The 17,451-nt window shown below is 49.8% G+C and carries 10 protein-coding genes, 2 tRNA genes and 2 rRNA genes; 13 read left to right on the top strand and 1 reads right to left on the bottom strand.

The window, feature by feature from the left end:
• Positions 1-152: 152 nt before the first annotated feature.
• The 9 genes from J7445_RS00250 (at position 153) to nqrF (ending at position 10,246) form a co-directional block, all read left to right on the top strand.
• Complete coding sequence (locus tag J7445_RS00250) at positions 153-524, top strand: hypothetical protein (RefSeq protein ID WP_019270093.1); 372 nt, start codon at positions 153-155, stop codon at positions 522-524.
• Positions 525-822: 298 nt separating this feature from the next.
• A complete protein-coding gene (locus tag J7445_RS00255) occupies positions 823-2,247 on the top strand; it encodes a surface lipoprotein assembly modifier (protein ID WP_209283082.1) in 1,425 nt (474 codons plus the stop codon).
• Positions 2,248-2,657: 410 nt separating this feature from the next.
• Positions 2,658-4,079 carry a sodium:proton antiporter gene (locus J7445_RS00260; RefSeq protein ID WP_070654854.1) on the top strand — a complete coding sequence of 474 codons (1,422 nt, stop codon included), beginning with the start codon at positions 2,658-2,660 and terminating at the stop codon, positions 4,077-4,079.
• Positions 4,080-4,444: 365 nt separating this feature from the next.
• Positions 4,445-5,788 (top strand): Na(+)-translocating NADH-quinone reductase subunit A, encoded by a 1,344-nt coding sequence (locus J7445_RS00265; RefSeq protein WP_070538638.1) that lies wholly within the window; start codon positions 4,445-4,447, stop codon positions 5,786-5,788.
• 2 nt (positions 5,789-5,790) lie between these two features.
• Positions 5,791-7,023: an NADH:ubiquinone reductase (Na(+)-transporting) subunit B gene (locus tag J7445_RS00270; RefSeq protein ID WP_070538639.1), complete on the top strand. Its 1,233-nt coding sequence runs from the start codon at positions 5,791-5,793 to the stop codon at positions 7,021-7,023.
• Complete coding sequence (locus J7445_RS00275) at positions 7,016-7,792, top strand: Na(+)-translocating NADH-quinone reductase subunit C (RefSeq protein ID WP_009425722.1); 777 nt, start codon at positions 7,016-7,018, stop codon at positions 7,790-7,792. Before J7445_RS00270 ends, J7445_RS00275 begins: the two co-directional genes overlap by 8 nt.
• Entirely contained in the window at positions 7,792-8,418 is a 627-nt protein-coding gene (locus J7445_RS00280) for an NADH:ubiquinone reductase (Na(+)-transporting) subunit D (protein WP_003741088.1), read from the top strand. Before J7445_RS00275 ends, J7445_RS00280 begins: the two co-directional genes overlap by 1 nt.
• A gap of 3 nt (positions 8,419-8,421) precedes the next feature.
• The gene (gene nqrE, locus J7445_RS00285; protein WP_003741087.1) at positions 8,422-9,015 is read left to right on the top strand and encodes an NADH:ubiquinone reductase (Na(+)-transporting) subunit E; all 594 of its coding nucleotides are present in this window, start codon (positions 8,422-8,424) and stop codon (positions 9,013-9,015) included.
• Positions 9,016-9,028: 13 nt separating this feature from the next.
• The gene (nqrF, locus tag J7445_RS00290) at positions 9,029-10,246 is read left to right on the top strand and encodes an NADH:ubiquinone reductase (Na(+)-transporting) subunit F (protein WP_049230621.1); all 1,218 of its coding nucleotides are present in this window, start codon (positions 9,029-9,031) and stop codon (positions 10,244-10,246) included.
• Between the two features lie 180 nt (positions 10,247-10,426).
• Here the strand turns inward: nqrF and coaBC are convergent, their stop codons facing one another.
• Positions 10,427-11,617, bottom strand: coding sequence for a bifunctional phosphopantothenoylcysteine decarboxylase/phosphopantothenate--cysteine ligase CoaBC (gene coaBC, locus J7445_RS00295; protein ID WP_070654856.1), 1,191 nt, complete (start codon positions 11,615-11,617; stop codon positions 10,427-10,429).
• Between the two features lie 661 nt (positions 11,618-12,278).
• On the opposite strand from coaBC, the gene J7445_RS00300 reads away from it, so the two are divergent.
• The 4 genes from J7445_RS00300 to J7445_RS00315 all read left to right on the top strand — a co-directional run bounded on the left by J7445_RS00300 (position 12,279) and on the right by J7445_RS00315 (position 17,401).
• Positions 12,279-13,819 (top strand): 16S ribosomal RNA (locus J7445_RS00300).
• Between the two features lie 101 nt (positions 13,820-13,920).
• Positions 13,921-13,997: transfer RNA gene (locus tag J7445_RS00305), tRNA-Ile, on the top strand.
• A gap of 5 nt (positions 13,998-14,002) precedes the next feature.
• Positions 14,003-14,078: transfer RNA gene (locus tag J7445_RS00310), tRNA-Ala, on the top strand.
• A gap of 431 nt (positions 14,079-14,509) precedes the next feature.
• A 23S ribosomal RNA gene (locus J7445_RS00315) occupies positions 14,510-17,401 on the top strand.
• The 16S and 23S rRNA genes sit together here with 2 tRNA genes alongside, the layout of an rRNA operon.
• The last annotated feature ends 50 nt before the right edge of the window (positions 17,402-17,451 follow it).

Below are 17,451 nucleotides of genomic sequence, written 5' to 3' on the forward strand. Positions count from 1 at the left end.
GGCGCAGAGTTTTGCTGGGTTATCGAAAAACCGCGTAAACGCTGCGCGCAAAAACACTGTCATACGTAAAACAAGGTTTATTTGCTTGATGGGGGTTTGCCTTGCCGATAATATGGCGGCGTTTTTATATGCCTTCCCCGAAAGGATACAGTATGGCTAAAACAAAATCTTTATTGGCAACCGGCATTTTGGCGCTTTTCTCCGCCACCGCTTTCGCCGCTCCGCTTCCTGCCGAAATTTACCTTCCCGCAGGCGCGCATACGGTTAAAGCCGATCGTCAGGGCAACGGCGAATTCGAATACGAAGCCGAACTGCCCGCACGCGGCAACCCGATTCCATCTTTGGCAAAAAAAGTCATCGCCCACGCGCGCAGCAAAGGTTTTCATGTGGTCGAATCTGAAATCAAACACGACGATGCCGATTTGAAATTCAAACGCGGCAGACAAGAATTGGACGTCTCCATCGAAAATAAAGGACACGGCCGCATCGAATACAAAGCTGATTTAGACTTGGACAAACGCTAAATCGAGAAATACCGGAAAGGTCGTCTGAAAAGAGGTTTCAGACGACCTTTTTGTATGATTAAGCACACAGAACCAAAACGGCAGGATAGGGCGTTAACTGCGATTTAGGTGAAAGCCGAATCATGCCGTATCGTTTTATTTGCCTCCGCAATATTTTGTTTTACTGTAAAACACGGTAAAATCCGCGCTCAACACAATATTGAGACAAAACAGTACCGAAATAAATGGTGTTGTCCGATCTCAAATAAATAATATTGACGCAATCACTACAATGCCAACATTCCACATTGCAAAGATCATGAAAAAAACACTCTTACTCCTCTCTCTTTTCACTATGTCTGCGGCAGAAGCCGCTGATGCCCCGCCCAAAACTCCAAACCAGCCTGCCCCCGAGTTGCAGGTCAAAACGGCAGAACCTGCCCCCTTCGAAGAAGAGGCGGTCAAACCTGCCGCCGAAACGTCGTCTGAAAAAGTCGTGAACGTCGATGCCAAAACCCTGCTCGACAATCCCCAATTACTTTCTCGTGCCATGTATTCCGCCGTTGTGTCGCGCAACATCGCGGGCATCAAAGTCGTCCTGCCGATTTACGAACAATGGCCGGGACACGATAAAAACATGGCGCTCTACGCACGCGGACTGGTTGCCCAAAACGACGGCAAAATGAAAGAAGCCATCGGGTATTACCGTCAATTTATCGCCGAAAACCCCGATGCCCCCGTCGTCCGCTGGCAGCTTGCCACCGCTTTGTTTGAAGACAAGCAAAACGAAGCCGCCGCCGACCAGTTCGACAAACTTAAAACAGAAGCCAACCTGCCCGAGCCGCTCGTCAAAGGCATTGAGTCTTACCGAAAAGCATTGCGCGAGCGCGATTCGTGGAAATTCAACGCCGGCTTGAGCGTTACCCGCGAACAAAATATCAACCAAGCGCCCAGCCGCCGCACATACGGCAACTGGACTTTCCCCGAGCCTATCGACGCTACCGCCATCAACTACCAACTCGGCGCAGAGAAAAAATGGTCGCTGCCCAAAGGCTGGTACGTTACGGCAGGAGCGGATACCTACGGCAAAGTTTATCCCGAACGAACCAAGTATAACGACGTGACCACCCGCTTCTCAGTGGGCGCAGGTTACGCCGACCAGCGCAACGACATCGGTTTGACCCCGTTCCACGAACGTCGCTTCTACGGCAACGATCCTTACACCTACTCCAGCGGTGCGCGCCTGCACATCAACCGCTGGTGGCAGCCCAAGCTGCAAACCCTGAGCGCCGTTGAAATGGGTCGTCTGAAAAACACCCGGCGCGCCCGTTCCGACAGCAACAACCGCCTTCTGAGCAATTCCGTTGTCTATTACCGAAACGCCCGTCAATACTGGGTCGGCGGTTTCGACATCTATCAGGAACGCAATAAAGAAGACAAATCGGACAGCTTCGACCGCTACAGCCTCCGTACCGCATGGGGGCAGGAATGGGGCAAAGGGCTGTCCACCATGTTGCGCCTGAGTGCGGCGCAACGCCGTTATCAAACGCCCAGCCTTTTGAGCGGTCAGGAAAACCGCCGCGATAAAGAAGCGGATATTTCGCTCGCCGTATGGCACCGCGCTTTCCACTTCAAAGGCATCACCCCGCGCCTGACCGTCGCCCACCACAAAACATGGAGCAACGACAAATATAATGAATACGGAAAAACCAGAGTGTTTGTCGAATTCAGCAAAACGTTCTGATTGTGTTTGGTTTGAATAATAAAAGGTCGTCTGAAATTTTTCAGACGACCTTTAGCTTTTTATTTGCGTAAGGGCGGATTGTGTAAATTTTTGGAAAAATAAATCTAAAGTTATATTTCGATAGTTTACATTGTTGTTTGCCTAGCATTTTATTTTCAAAAGGATTTTGAAAATATGGTTGGCGGAATAGGGCGTAACAGGTACTTGAAGATTGGGAGGCAGGGTAGGGCGGTCGGTTATTTTGACTGGTTTGGGGCGGGGTTTTCACTTACAATCAAACAAGGTTTACGTATGGCAACATTTCTCCGTTCAATGTCAGGATGGGTCGCAGGCGTTTTCTGTTTGACTTCTCGGCATTGTGCGGGCGTGTTTGTTCGGGCTTTTGTCTGTAAGAAAAACAAGGAAAAACAATGCGCCGCTTACCAATTTTATCCCTCATCTTATTCCCTACTTTGTCGCACGCTGCTGATTTTGACGGCGCGTCGCTCAGTCTGTTTTGGGGTGCGCCGTTTGCGTTGATTCTTTTGTCTATTGCGTTGGGGCCGCTCTTTTTCGCACATACTTGGCACCACCATTTCGGCAAGATTACGGCGTTTTGGACGCTGCTGTTTTTGGTTCCGTTCGCCGTTGTGTTCGGTTTCGGGGCGGGTGTGCATACGGTTGCCCATGCGTTGGTTGAGGAATATATCCCCTTTATCCTGCTGCTTTTGGCTTTGTATACGATTTCGGGCGGGATTTTGGTTTGGGGTAAGCTGCACGGTACGCCTGCGTTGAATACCGGATTGTTGGCGGCGGGTACGGTGATGGCTTCCTTTATGGGAACGACCGGTGCGGCAATGTTGATGATTCGTCCGCTGCTGAAGGCAAACCATTATCGCAAGAAAAAGGTGCATGTTGTTGTATTTTTTATCTTTTTGGTGGCAAATATTGGCGGCGGTCTGACGCCGTTGGGCGATCCTCCGTTGTTTCTGGGTTTCTTGAAGGGCGTGGATTTCATGTGGACGGTGAAACACATGTTGATGCCCGTATTGATCAGTACGGTGGTGTTGTTGCTGGTGTTTTATATTATCGACAGCCGCTATCACGCGCGTGAAGCCAATGAGGAGCAGATTCAGCAGGAAGAGGAAGTCGAGGAAGATTTGCGGATTGCCGGTAAATGGAATTTCTTGCTGCTGGCGGGCGTGGTCGGTTCGGTTTTGCTGTCCGGCTTGTGGAAACCTGATCATCCTGGATTTGAAATTTTGGGCAGCCACTATGCTTTGCAAAATTTGGTGCGCGATGTGATTTTGCTGGTGCTGACCATTATTTCGCTGCTGATTACGCCCAAGCAGGTTAGGGCGGGTAATGAATTCAATTTCGACCCGATTGCCGAAGTGGGCAAGCTGTTTTTGGGTATTTTCATCACGATTTCCCCTGTCTTGGCGATTTTGAAGGCGGGGGAAGCGGGTGCGCTGGGCGCGGTGGTATCGTTGGTGCATGATGCTTCGGGTAATCCGATTAATACGATGTATTTCTGGATGAGCGGTTTGTTGTCCGCCTTTTTGGATAATGCGCCGACTTATTTGGTATTCTTCAATATGGCGGGCGGCGATGCTCAGGCTCTGATGACGGGGCATTTGTTCCATTCGCTGTTGGCCATATCCATGGGTTCGGTGTTTATGGGCGCGCTCACTTATATCGGTAATGCGCCGAACTTTATGGTTAAGGCGATTGCCGAGCAGCGCGGTATCCCGATGCCGACTTTCTTTGGTTATATGATGTGGTCGGTAGGGGTATTGATTCCGTTGTTTATACTGCATACGCTAATTTTCTTTGTTTTGCAGTTGTTCTGATACTTGCCTGCCCTTAAAAGGTCGTCTGAAAACCTGATTCTTGTGATTCGGTTTTCAGACGACCTTTTTGTATTCTGCCGCTTGTTTTGAAGAGATTAATTTTTGGCATCAATATGTTGTGCTTTTATTGAGGACTTATTTCTCGCGGGGCATGGGGCAGAAGGCTGGAAAAAATCTGCGTAAATCTGACATAAAGCGGGCTGTTCCTGCTAAAATCGAACACATTACAGTTTTCATTTAATTGTTGTTTTCCGTAAGTAAGGCTTTACTTTCAGACGACCTCTCCCACGCTTTCCCGTTTCAAGCGTCGTCTGAAAAGTTGGATCATTTTATTCTGTTTAACTCATCACAAGTAATGCAAACCTATGATTAAAATCAAAAAAGGCCTAGACCTGCCCATCGCGGGCAGACCGGAGCAAGCCGTTTACGACGGTCCGGCCATTACCGAAGTCGCGTTGCTTGGCGAAGAATATGCCGGTATGCGCCCCTCGATGAAAGTCAAGGAAGGCGATGCCGTCAAAAAAGGCCAAGTGCTGTTTGAAGACAAGAAAAATCCGGGCGTGGTGTTTACTGCGCCGGCTTCCGGCAAAATCGCCGCGATTCACCGCGGCGAAAAGCGCGTGCTTCAGTCGGTCGTGATTGCCGTTGAAGGCGATGACGAAATCGAGTTCGAACGCTATGCGCCTGATGCGTTGGCAAACTTAAGCGGCGAAGAAGTGCGCCGCAATCTGATTCAATCCGGTTTGTGGATTGCGCTGCGCACCCGTCCGTTCAGCAAGATTCCCGCCGTTGATGCCGAGCCGTTTGCCATTTTCGTCAATGCGATGGACACCAATCCGCTGGCGGCAGACCCTGTGGTCGTGATCAAAGAAGCCGCCGAGGATTTCAGACGAGGTTTGCTGGTGTTGAGCCGCCTGACCGAACGCAAAATCCATGTTTGTAAGGCAGCCGGTGCGGACGTGCCGTCTGAAAACGCCGCCAACATTGAAACACATGAATTCGGCGGCCCTCATCCCGCGGGTTTGAGCGGCACGCACATTCATTTCATCGAACCTGTCGGCGCGAATAAAACCGTGTGGACCATCAATTATCAAGACGTGATTGCCATCGGACGTTTGTTCGTAACAGGTCGTCTGAACGTCGAGCGCGTGGTTGCCTTAGGCGGCCCGCAAGTCAACAAACCGCGTCTCTTGCGTACCGTTTTGGGCGCGAAGGTGTCGCAAATTACCGCCGGCGAATTGGTTGACGCAGACAACCGCGTGATTTCCGGTTCGGTATTGAACGGCGCGATTGCACAAGGCGCGCATGATTATTTGGGACGCTACCACAATCAGATTTCCGTTATCGAAGAAGGCCGCAGCAAAGAGCTGTTCGGCTGGGTTGCGCCGCAGCCGGATAAATACTCGATTACGCGTACCACTCTCGGCCATTTCCTGAAAAACAAACTCTTCAAGTTCACGACAGCCGTCAACGGCGGCGACCGCGCTATGGTTCCCATCGGTACTTACGAGCGCGTGATGCCGCTGGACATCCTGCCTACCTTGCTTTTGCGCGATTTAATCGTCGGCGATACCGACAGCGCGCAGGCTTTGGGTTGCTTGGAATTGGACGAAGAAGACCTCGCTTTGTGCAGCTTCGTCTGCCCGGGTAAATACGAATACGGCCCGCTGTTGCGCAAGGTGCTGGAAACCATTGAGAAGGAAGGCTGATTATGGGCTTGAAACATTTTCTGGAAAAAATCGAACCGCACTTCCTGCCGGGCGGCAAACATGAAAAATGGTATGCCCTCTATGAAGCTGCGGCGACGATTTTCTACACATCCGGTGCGGTAACGCGCAAAGCGGCGCACGTCCGCGACGCGCTCGACTCCAAACGCATGATGATTTTGGTGTGGCTGGCTTTGTTCCCCGCCATGTTCTTCGGTATGTACAACGTCGGCGCGCAGGCATTCAGCGCGCTGACGCCTGATTTGCTGCAACAAAGCATCGCCAACGACTGGCATTACGCCCTTGCCAACGCTTTGGGCATCAATATGTCGTCTGAAGCGGGCGTGTTGGGCAAAATGCTGTTCGGCGCGATTTACTTCCTGCCGATTTACGCGACCGTATTTGCCGTTGGCGGTTTCTGGGAAGTTTTGTTCGCCACCGTGCGTAAACATGAAATCAACGAGGGTTTCTTCGTTACTTCGATTCTGTTTGCCTTAATCGTTCCGCCTACGCTGCCGCTGTGGCAGGCTGCCTTGGGTATTACCTTCGGCGTGGTGGTTGCGAAAGAGGTGTTCGGCGGTACGGGTAAAAATTTTATGAACCCCGCACTGGCAGGCCGTGCCTTCTTGTTCTTCGCTTATCCCTCCAATATTACCGGCGACACCGTTTGGACAGCGGTTGACGGCTATTCCGGCGCAACTGCGCTGGCGCAATGGGCGGCAAATGGTTCAGAAGGCCTGAAAAATGCCGTTACCAATCAACCCATCACTTGGATGGATGCGTTTATCGGCAACCTGCCCGGTTCTATCGGCGAAGTATCCACGTTGGCGCTTTTAATCGGCGGCGCATTTATCGTGTTTGCCCGCATTGCTTCTTGGCGCATTATTGCCGGCGTGATGATTGGTATGATTGCCATGTCTTCGCTGTTTAATGTTATCGGTTCGGACACCAATCCGATGTTCAGCATGCCTTGGTACTGGCATCTGGTTGTTGGCGGCTTCGCCATCGGGATGCTGTTTATGGCGACTGACCCTGTTTCCGCCTCCTTTACCAATGTCGGCAAATGGTGGTACGGCGCGCTAATCGGCGTGATGTGCGTGTTAATCCGCGTGGTCAATCCGGCTTACCCCGAGGGCATGATGTTGGCGATTCTGTTTGCCAACCTGTTTGCCCCGATTTTCGACTATTTCGTCGCACAAGCGAACATCAAACGCAGAAAGGCGCGCAGCAATGGCTAAGAAATTCGATAAAGACAGCTTCAGCGGCACGCTGATTGTGGTGTTGGCGGTCAGCCTGATTTGCTCGGTCATCGTGGCGGGCGCGGTTGTCGGCTTGAAACCGGTGCAGGAAAAACAAAAGGTTCAGGATAAGCAAAGCTACATCCTGAGCGTTGCCGGTTTGCTCGATAAAAATACCGACATCAGCAAAACCTTTGCCGACCGCATCGAACAACGCGTGGTCGATTTGGCGACCGGCGAATATGTGAAAGACGCGCCGAAAGACTTCAGCGCGCGCGTTGCCGCCAAAGACCCTGCGCAAAGCATCCAAATCAAACCCGAAGACGATTTGGCAGGCATCAAAAGCCGCGCCAAATACACCGAAGTTTATTTGGTAAAAGGCGATGACGGCAAAGTCAGCCAAATTATTCTGCCTATGCACGGCAACGGTTTGTGGTCAGTCATGTACGGCTTCGTCGCCATCCAACCTGACGGCAACACCATCAATGGCATCACTTACTACGACCAAGGCGAGACTCCGGGCTTGGGTGGCGAAATCGGCAATCCGTTGTGGCAACAAAAATTCGTCGGTAAAAAACTCTTTGACGAACAAGGCAAACTTGCCCTGCACGTCGGCAAAGGCGCAGGTTCGGATAAAGAACACGGCGTAGATGCACTCTCCGGTGCATCGCTGACTTCCAAAGGCGTACAAGGCTCGTTCGACTACTGGTTCGGCGAAAACGGCTATATCCCCTACCTGAACAAATTGAAATCAGCAGGAGCACAATAATGGCTGATATGAAACGCTTGAAACATTTGATGTTTTCACCCTTTATCGACAACAACCCGATTGCCTTGCAGGTTTTGGGTATTTGTTCGGCGCTGGCGGTTACCACCAAACTTCAGACGGCCATCGTGATGGGTATTTCCGTCAGTTTGGTAACCGGTTTTTCCAGCTTCTTCATCTCGCTGGTGCGCAATTACATTCCAAACAGCATCCGCATTATCGTGCAGATGGCGATTGTCGCGTCGCTGGTTACGCTGGTTGACCAATTATTGCAGGCCTATGCTTACGAATTGTCCAAACAGCTCTCTGTATTCGTCGGTCTGATTATTACCAACTGTATCGTGATGGGTCGCGCTGAAGCCTTCGCCATGAAAGAGCCGCCGCTGGAAAGCTTGGTGGACGGTATCGGTCAGGGCGCGGGTTACGGCATGTTGCTGATTATCATCGCCAGCATCCGCGAATTGATCGGTTCAGGCAAACTCTTTGGGTACACCATTTTCCAAACCGTACAAGACGGCGGCTGGTATCAAACTAACGGCCTTTTCTTGCTGGCACCGAGCGCGTTCTTCATCATCGGCTTTTTGATTTGGGGTTTGCGCACATGGAAACCCGAACAGGCGGAGAAATAAGACATGGAACACTATTTAAGCCTTTTTGTGAAATCCGTCTTCATTGAAAACATGGCGCTGTCCTTCTTCTTGGGCATGTGTACTTTTCTGGCGGTATCGAAAAAAGTATCCACCGCATTCGGCTTGGGCGTTGCCGTTACCTTCGTACTCGGCCTGTCCGTCCCAGCCAACCAGCTCGTTTACTCGCTGCTCAAAGACGGCGCGATTGTCGAAGGCGTGGATTTAACCTTCCTGAAATTCATCACCTTCATCGGCGTAATTGCGGCTTTGGTGCAGATTTTGGAAATGTTCTTGGACAAATTCTTCCCTGCTCTCTACAACGCACTGGGTATTTACCTGCCGCTGATTACCGTAAACTGCGCGATTTTCGGTGCCGTTTCGTTTATGGCGCAACGCGAATATAACTTCGGCGAATCCGTCGTGTACGGCTTCGGCGCGGGCTTGGGCTGGATGTTGGCGATTGTCGCTTTGGCGGGCATTACCGAAAAAATGAAATATTCGGACGCTCCCAAAGGCCTCAAAGGACTGGGCATCACCTTCATCTCCGCCGGCCTGATGGCGATGGCGTTTATGTCGTTCTCCGGCATCCAGTTATAAGAAAGGATTCGGCATGGAAATTATTTTAGGTATCGTGATGTTCACCGTCATCGTCTTGGCTTTGGCACTGATGATTCTGTTTGCCAAATCTAAGCTGGTGAGCGAAGGCGACATCACCATCAAAGTCAATGATGAAAAAGAGCTGACTATGCCCGCCGGCGGCAAACTGCTAGGCGCGCTTGCTAGCCAAGGCATCTTCGTTCCCTCCGCCTGCGGTGGCGGCGGTTCGTGCGGACAATGTCGCGTTGTCGTGAAAAGTGGCGGCGGCGACATTCTGCCGACCGAGTTGTCCCACATCAGCAAACGCGAAGCACGCGAAGGCTGCCGACTGTCTTGTCAGGTCAACGTCAAAACCGACATGGACATCGAAGTACCGGAAGAAGTGTTCGGCGTGAAAAAATGGGAATGCACCGTCATTTCCAATGAAAACAAAGCCACGTTCATTAAAGAACTCAAGCTTGCCATTCCCGAAGGCGAAGAAGTTCCCTTCCGTGCCGGTGGCTATATCCAAATCGAAGCCCCGCCGCACACCGTTGCCTACAAAGACTTCGACATTCCTAAGGAATATCACGAAGACTGGGATAAATACAATCTGTGGCAATATGTTTCGAAAGTGGATGAGCCGATTTTGCGCGCATACTCCATGGCTTCATATCCAGAAGAAAAAGGCATCATCATGCTGAACGTGCGTATCGCCACGCCGCCTCCGCGCGTACCCGATGCGCCTCCAGGACAAATGTCGTCCTACATCTGGTCGCTCAAACCCGGCGATAAAGTAACCATCTCCGGTCCGTTCGGCGAATTCTTTGCCAAAGACACCGATGCTGAAATGGTATTCATCGGCGGCGGTGCAGGTATGGCGCCGATGCGCTCCCACATTTTCGACCAGCTGAAACGTTTGAACTCCAAACGCAAAATCACCTTCTGGTACGGCGCACGCTCCAAACGCGAAATGTTCTATGTTGAAGACTTCGACCAACTGGCAGCAGAGTTCCCGAACTTCACATGGCACGTCGCCTTATCCGACCCGTTGCCGGAAGACAACTGGGACGGCTACACAGGCTTCATCCACAACGTGGTTTACGAAAACCACCTGAAAAACCACGAAGCACCGGAAGACTGCGAATTCTATATGTGCGGCCCGCCGATCATGAACCAGTCCGTCATCAAAATGCTCAAAGACTTGGGCGTGGAAGATGAAAATATCCTCTTGGATGACTTCGGCGGTTAAGTATTCGGCTTCAAATACAAAAGGAAGAAACCTCGGTTTCTTCCTTTTTTTGTTTAGATAAAGATGAAGGTCGTCTGCAAACAGGAAAACGGGTTCCGCTAAAATTTTCAGACGACCTTTGGACTTTTCAGAAAAATAGCATTGTTCTCACTTATTTTGAGAATTATTTTGCTATATTGTTCATGATGAACGATTCAGACGAGTTGCAAGATGTTTGACAATGTTATCTGCTGCTTGACGTTTATCTGTTTCTGGAAATGAAATCTCATTTTCATCATCAATAATGGTGATTTGATTAGTCGTTTTTCCCATTGACAGGGAAATTTGATTTGCAATCAGCATCGGGATATTTTTCCTGATTTTTTTGACTCTGGCATATTCTAGGATGTGTTCGCTTTCAGCGGCAAACCCGACACAGAATGGAGGGGTAGGTAAAGAAGCAATGGAAGCGAGAATATCAGGGTTTTCCGTTAATTCGATAACAGGAACTTTACCGGAACCATCTTTTTTCATTTTTTGAGAACTGCTATTTTTCACCTTATAGTCAGCAACAGCTGCAACGGAGATAAATACATCTTGGTCGGTAATATGATTGTGAACAGCGCGGAACATTTCTTCAGCGCTTACGGCTTGTTCTGTATGTAAAAGTCCGGTCGGAATAGTAGTTTGGAGTTGTCCATAGATCAAAGTTACTTTAGCCCCTGCAGCCCGGCATGCCCGTGCTAAAGCCGTACCCATCTGTCCGCTAGAGATGTTTGTAATACCGCGTACGGGATCGATGGCTTCAAACGTTGCTCCGGCTGTGATCAAAATACGTTTGCCTAATAAGATTTTGGGTATCCATAAGTCGGAAATTAAATCAGCCAAATCAGCTGCTTCAAGCATTCGGCCAAGTCCAATTTCCCCACAGGCCTGTTCGCCATACGCCGGCTGAAAGACAGTAATACCGTCTGAACGTAGTTGTTCGATGTTGCGTAGATTGGCAGGATTGTTCCACATCTCTACATTCATGGCAGGAGCAACTGCTAAAGGACATTTCCGTGCGGCAACAAGATTAGTCAGGAGGTTATCCGCAATGCCATGGGAAATTTTTGCGATCGTATTGGCTGTTGCCGGTGTAATGACCAACGCATCTGCCTCACGTGTTAAATTAATATGAGCCATGCCATTTCCTAAGCCATTTTCATGCGTATCTGTTAAAACAGGATTTCCGCTTAAGGCCTGAAAAGTCAGTGGTGAAATAAATTCGGTTGATGCTTTGCTCATTACCACACTGACTGAATGTCCCTGTTTTTTCAATAAGCGTACCAACTCGCAAGACTTATAAGCGGCAATGCCGCCACTAATACCCAGCAGAATATGTTTACTCATGACTAAAATACATGTTCAAAATATGTTTATACTAACATGGATAAAGAACAAACAAGCAATTTTGAGGAAGGCCTATACCTATATATGTCAACGAGGCGATGCAATATTCAGGAGGGCAAATATTTTCTGAATGAGCAAGATTGGTAAAATATGATGCGAAATTGAATAACAAAGGTCGTCTGAAAGAGATTTCAGACGACCTTTGGTGTTGTTGGCGGTTGTGTTGTTTGTCGGTGTGTGAGTTGGATGGTTTTGGGTTGTTTGGGTTTGGATTGATGGTGTTTTGAAAGTTCTGCAATAGTATCTGAAATAAAAGTTCTTGAATTTCAGTTTGTTGAAGTGTTTTGTAGAATTTTTTGTTGTTTGGGAGTTGACGGTTTTTGAGGGGAGGGGTATAGTTCGGTTCTTCGCTGCTTTGGCGGTGATTGAACGAACTAATAAGTATATCACAGTTGGTCTGATTTTTCGAGGTTTTGAAAAAAGTTTTGATTGACAATGATTTGAAATGCTTTATAATTCGTTTTCGCTCTTTAACAAAACAGATTACCGATAAGTGTGAGTGCGACAGCCTCACACTGTTTAAAAGACAGACAAGATGATGTTTTAGACATTGTCCTGTCAGTTTCTTTGAAACAGACCAGAAGTTAAAAAGTTAGAGATTGAACATAAGAGTTTGATCCTGGCTCAGATTGAACGCTGGCGGCATGCTTTACACATGCAAGTCGGACGGCAGCACAGAGAAGCTTGCTTCTTGGGTGGCGAGTGGCGAACGGGTGAGTAACATATCGGAACGTACCGAGCAGTGGGGGATAACTAATCGAAAGATTAGCTAATACCGCATATTTTCTGAGGAAGAAAGCAGGGGACCATTTGGCCTTGCGCTGTTTGAGCGGCCGATATCTGATTAGCTAGTTGGTGGGGTAAAGGCCTACCAAGGCGACGATCAGTAGCGGGTCTGAGAGGATGATCCGCCACACTGGGACTGAGACACGGCCCAGACTCCTACGGGAGGCAGCAGTGGGGAATTTTGGACAATGGGCGCAAGCCTGATCCAGCCATGCCGCGTGTCTGAAGAAGGCCTTCGGGTTGTAAAGGACTTTTGTCAGGGAAGAAAAGGGCGGGGTTAATACCCCTGTCTGATGACGGTACCTGAAGAATAAGCACCGGCTAACTACGTGCCAGCAGCCGCGGTAATACGTAGGGTGCGAGCGTTAATCGGAATTACTGGGCGTAAAGCGGGCGCAGACGGTTACTTAAGCAGGATGTGAAATCCCCGGGCTCAACCTGGGAACTGCGTTCTGAACTGGGTGACTAGAGTGTGTCAGAGGGAGGTAGAATTCCACGTGTAGCAGTGAAATGCGTAGAGATGTGGAGGAATACCGATGGCGAAGGCAGCCTCCTGGGATAACACTGACGTTCATGCCCGAAAGCGTGGGTAGCAAACAGGATTAGATACCCTGGTAGTCCACGCCCTAAACGATGTCGATTAGCTGTTGGGCAGCTTGACTGCTTAGTAGCGAAGCTAACGCGTGAAATCGACCGCCTGGGGAGTACGGTCGCAAGATTAAAACTCAAAGGAATTGACGGGGACCCGCACAAGCGGTGGATGATGTGGATTAATTCGATGCAACGCGAAGAACCTTACCTGGTCTTGACATGTACGGAACCCTCCAGAGACGGAGGGGTGCCTTCGGGAGCCGTAACACAGGTGCTGCATGGCTGTCGTCAGCTCGTGTCGTGAGATGTTGGGTTAAGTCCCGCAACGAGCGCAACCCTTGTCATTAGTTGCCATCATTAAGTTGGGCACTCTAATGAGACTGCCGGTGACAAGCCGGAGGAAGGTGGGGATGACGTCAAGTCCTCATGGCCCTTATGACCAGGGCTTCACACGTCATACAATGGTCGGTACAGAGGGTAGCCAAGCCGCGAGGTGGAGCCAATCTCACAAAACCGATCGTAGTCCGGATTGCACTCTGCAACTCGAGTGCATGAAGTCGGAATCGCTAGTAATCGCAGGTCAGCATACTGCGGTGAATACGTTCCCGGGTCTTGTACACACCGCCCGTCACACCATGGGAGTGGGGGATACCAGAAGTAGGTAGGGTAACCGCAAGGAGCCCGCTTACCACGGTATGCTTCATGACTGGGGTGAAGTCGTAACAAGGTAGCCGTAGGGGAACCTGCGGCTGGATCACCTCCTTTCTAGAGAAAGAAGAGGCTGTTGCATTCACACTTATCGGTAAACTGTAGAAGATGCGGAAAAATGCTTGAGTGAAGACAAGATTCGCTTAAGAAGAGAATCCGGGTTTGTAGCTCAGCTGGTTAGAGCACACGCTTGATAAGCGTGGGGTCGGAGGTTCAAGTCCTCCCAGACCCACCAAGAACGGGGGCATAGCTCAGTTGGTAGAGCACCTGCTTTGCAAGCAGGGGGTCATCGGTTCGATCCCGTTTGCCTCCACCAATACTTTCCAAATCAAAGCGAGTTAAAAAGGCAGTGTAACTGCTTTCTTTTTTTCTAAAGAGGAGTCTGCTGACGAATCAGTTTGACGGGAAAAGAAAGGCTGCTATAATAATCAGCTCATTTTGATTTGCGAAGTAAATAGCAATATTGAACGCATCGATCTTTAACAAATTGGAAAGCCGAAATCAACAAACAAAGACAATGTGTCTGTTTTTGATGATTGACCGATTGCAAACGGTCAGTTGTCTCCTGGATAGGAAAAGAAAAACAGGTGCAGTATTTGGGTGATGATTGTATCGACTTAATCCCGAAAGACAAAAGGCGGGATTAAGACACAACAAGCAGTAAGCTTTATCAAAGTAGGAAATTCAAGTTTGATGTTCTCGTCAACGGAATGTCAGGCAAAGTCAGAGAAGTTCTTGAAATGATAGAGTCAAGTGAATAAGTGCATCAGGTGGATGCCTTGGCGATGATAGGCGACGAAGGACGTGTAAGCCTGCGAAAAGCGTGGGGGAGCTGGCAATAAAGCTATGATCCCGCGATGTCCGAATGGGGAAACCCACTGCATTCTGTGCAGTATCCTAAGTTGAATACATAGACTTAGAGAAGCGAACCCGGAGAACTGAACCATCTAAGTACCCGGAGGAAAAGAAATCAACCGAGATTCCGCAAGTAGTGGCGAGCGAACGCGGAGGAGCCTGTACGTGATAACTGTTGAGATAGAAGAACAAGCTGGGAAGCTTGACCATAGTGGGTGATAGTCCCGTATTCGAAATCTCAACAGTGGTACTAAGCGTACGAAAAGTAGGGCGGGACACGTGAAATCCTGTCTGAATATGGGGGGACCATCCTCCAAGGCTAAATACTCATCATCGACCGATAGTGAACCAGTACCGTGAGGGAAAGGCGAAAAGAACCCCGGGAGGGGAGTGAAATAGAACCTGAAACCTGATGCATACAAACAGTGGGAGCACCCTTGTGGTGTGACTGCGTACCTTTTGTATAATGGGTCAACGACTTACATTCAGTAGCGAGCTTAACCGAATAGGGGAGGCGTAGGGAAACCGAGTCTTAATAGGGCGAACAGTTGCTGGGTGTAGACCCGAAACCGAGTGATCTATCCATGGCCAGGTTGAAGGTGCCGTAACAGGTACTGGAGGACCGAACCCACGCATGTTGCAAAATGCGGGGATGAGCTGTGGATAGGGGTGAAAGGCTAAACAAACTCGGAGATAGCTGGTTCTCCCCGAAAACTATTTAGGTAGTGCCTCGAGCAAGACACTGATGGGGGTAAAGCACTGTTATGGCTAGGGGGTTATTGCAACTTACCAACCCATGGCAAACTAAGAATACCATCAAGTGGTTCCTCGGGAGACAGACAGCGGGTGCTAACGTCCGTTGTCAAGAGGGAAACAACCCAGACCGCCAGCTAAGGTCCCAAATGATAGATTAAGTGGTAAACGAAGTGGGAAGGCCCAGACAGCCAGGATGTTGGCTTAGAAGCAGCCATCATTTAAAGAAAGCGTAATAGCTCACTGGTCGAGTCGTCCTGCGCGGAAGATGTAACGGGGCTCAAATCTATAACCGAAGCTGCGGATGCTAGTTTACTAGCATGGTAGGGGAGCGTTCTGTAGGCCGATGAAGGTGCATTGTAAAGTGTGCTGGAGGTATCAGAAGTGCGAATGTTGACATGAGTAGCGATAAAGCGGGTGAAAAGCCCGCTCGCCGAAAGCCCAAGGTTTCCTACGCAACGTTCATCGGCGTAGGGTGAGTCGGCCCCTAAGGCGAGGCAGAAATGCGTAGTCGATGGGAAACAGGTTAATATTCCTGTACTTGATTCAAATGCGATGTGGGGACGGAGAAGGTTAGGTTAGCAAGCTGTTGGAATAGCTTGTTTAAGCCGGTAGGTGGAAGACTTAGGCAAATCCGGGTCTTCTTAACACCGAGAAGTGACGACGAGTGTCTACGGACATGAAGTAACCGATACCACGCTTCCAGGAAAAGCCACTAAGCTTCAGTTTGAATTGAACCGTACCGCAAACCGACACAGGTGGGCAGGATGAGAATTCTAAGGCGCTTGAGAGAACTCGGGAGAAGGAACTCGGCAAATTGATACCGTAACTTCGGGAGAAGGTATGCCCTCTAAGGTTAAGGACTTGCTCCGTAAGCCCTGGAGGGTCGCAGAGAATAGGTGGCTGCGACTGTTTATTAAAAACACAGCACTCTGCTAACACGAAAGTGGACGTATAGGGTGTGACGCCTGCCCGGTGCTGGAAGGTTAATTGAAGATGTGAGAGCATCGGATCGAAGCCCCAGTAAACGGCGGCCGTAACTATAACGGTCCTAAGGTAGCGAAATTCCTTGTCGGGTAAGTTCCGACCCGCACGAATGGCGTAACGATGGCCACACTGTCTCCTCCCGAGACTCAGCGAAGTTGAAGTGGTTGTGAAGATGCAATCTACCCGCTGCTAGACGGAAAGACCCCGTGAACCTTTACTGTAGCTTTGCATTGGACTTTGAAGTCACTTGTGTAGGATAGGTGGGAGGCTTTGAAGCAGAGACGCCAGTCTCTGTGGAGCCGTCCTTGAAATACCACCCTGGTGTCTTTGAGGTTCTAACCCAGACCCGTTATCCGGGTCGGGGACCGTGCATGGTAGGCAGTTTGACTGGGGCGGTCTCCTCCCAAAGAGTAACGGAGGAGTTCGAAGGTTACCTAGGTCCGGTCGGAAATCGGACTGATAGTGCAATGGCAAAAGGTAGCTTAACTGCGAGACCGACAAGTCGAGCAGGTGCGAAAGCAGGACATAGTGATCCGGTGGTTCTGTATGGAAGGGCCATCGCTCAACGGATAAAAGGTACTCCGGGGATAACAGGCTGATTCCGCCCAAGAGTTCATATCGACGGCGGAGTTTGGCACCTCGATGTCGGCTCATCACATCCTGGGGCTGTAGTCGGTCCCAAGGGTATGGCTGTTCGCCATTTAAAGTGGTACGTGAGCTGGGTTTAAAACGTCGTGAGACAGTTTGGTCCCTATCTGCAGTGGGCGTTGGAAGTTTGACGGGGGCTGCTCCTAGTACGAGAGGACCGGAGTGGACGAACCTCTGGTGTACCGGTTGTAACGCCAGTTGCATAGCCGGGTAGCTAAGTTCGGAAGAGATAAGCGCTGAAAGCATCTAAGCGCGAAACTCGCCTGAAGATGAGACTTCCCTTGCGGTTTAACCGCACTAAAGAGTCGTTCGAGACCAGGACGTTGATAGGTGGGGTGTGGAAGCGCGGTAACGCGTGAAGCTAACCCATACTAATTGCTCGTGAGGCTTGACTCTATCATTTGAAGAACTTCAAATAAAAAGCTTACTGACTGATTCAGTCATCA

Origin of the sequence: Neisseria sicca, assembly GCF_017753665.1 — a bacterium.
Lineage (GTDB): Bacteria > Pseudomonadota > Gammaproteobacteria > Burkholderiales > Neisseriaceae > Neisseria > Neisseria flava.

Bases quoted from the DNA above. Each gene is read 5' to 3' on its own strand.
- J7445_RS00255 (WP_209283082.1), top strand. From the start codon at position 823: ATGAAAAAAACACTCTTACTCCTCTCTCTTTTCACTATGTCTGCGGCA.
- J7445_RS00280 (WP_003741088.1), top strand. From the start codon at position 7,792: ATGGCTGATATGAAACGCTTGAAACATTTGATGTTTTCACCCTTTATC.
- J7445_RS00250 (WP_019270093.1), top strand. From the start codon at position 153: ATGGCTAAAACAAAATCTTTATTGGCAACCGGCATTTTGGCGCTTTTC.
- J7445_RS00275 (WP_009425722.1), top strand. From the start codon at position 7,016: ATGGCTAAGAAATTCGATAAAGACAGCTTCAGCGGCACGCTGATTGTG.
- coaBC (WP_070654856.1), bottom strand. From the start codon at position 11,617: ATGAGTAAACATATTCTGCTGGGTATTAGTGGCGGCATTGCCGCTTAT.
- nqrE (WP_003741087.1), top strand. From the start codon at position 8,422: ATGGAACACTATTTAAGCCTTTTTGTGAAATCCGTCTTCATTGAAAAC.
- nqrF (WP_049230621.1), top strand. From the start codon at position 9,029: ATGGAAATTATTTTAGGTATCGTGATGTTCACCGTCATCGTCTTGGCT.
- J7445_RS00265 (WP_070538638.1), top strand. From the start codon at position 4,445: ATGATTAAAATCAAAAAAGGCCTAGACCTGCCCATCGCGGGCAGACCG.
- J7445_RS00260 (WP_070654854.1), top strand. From the start codon at position 2,658: ATGCGCCGCTTACCAATTTTATCCCTCATCTTATTCCCTACTTTGTCG.
- J7445_RS00270 (WP_070538639.1), top strand. From the start codon at position 5,791: ATGGGCTTGAAACATTTTCTGGAAAAAATCGAACCGCACTTCCTGCCG.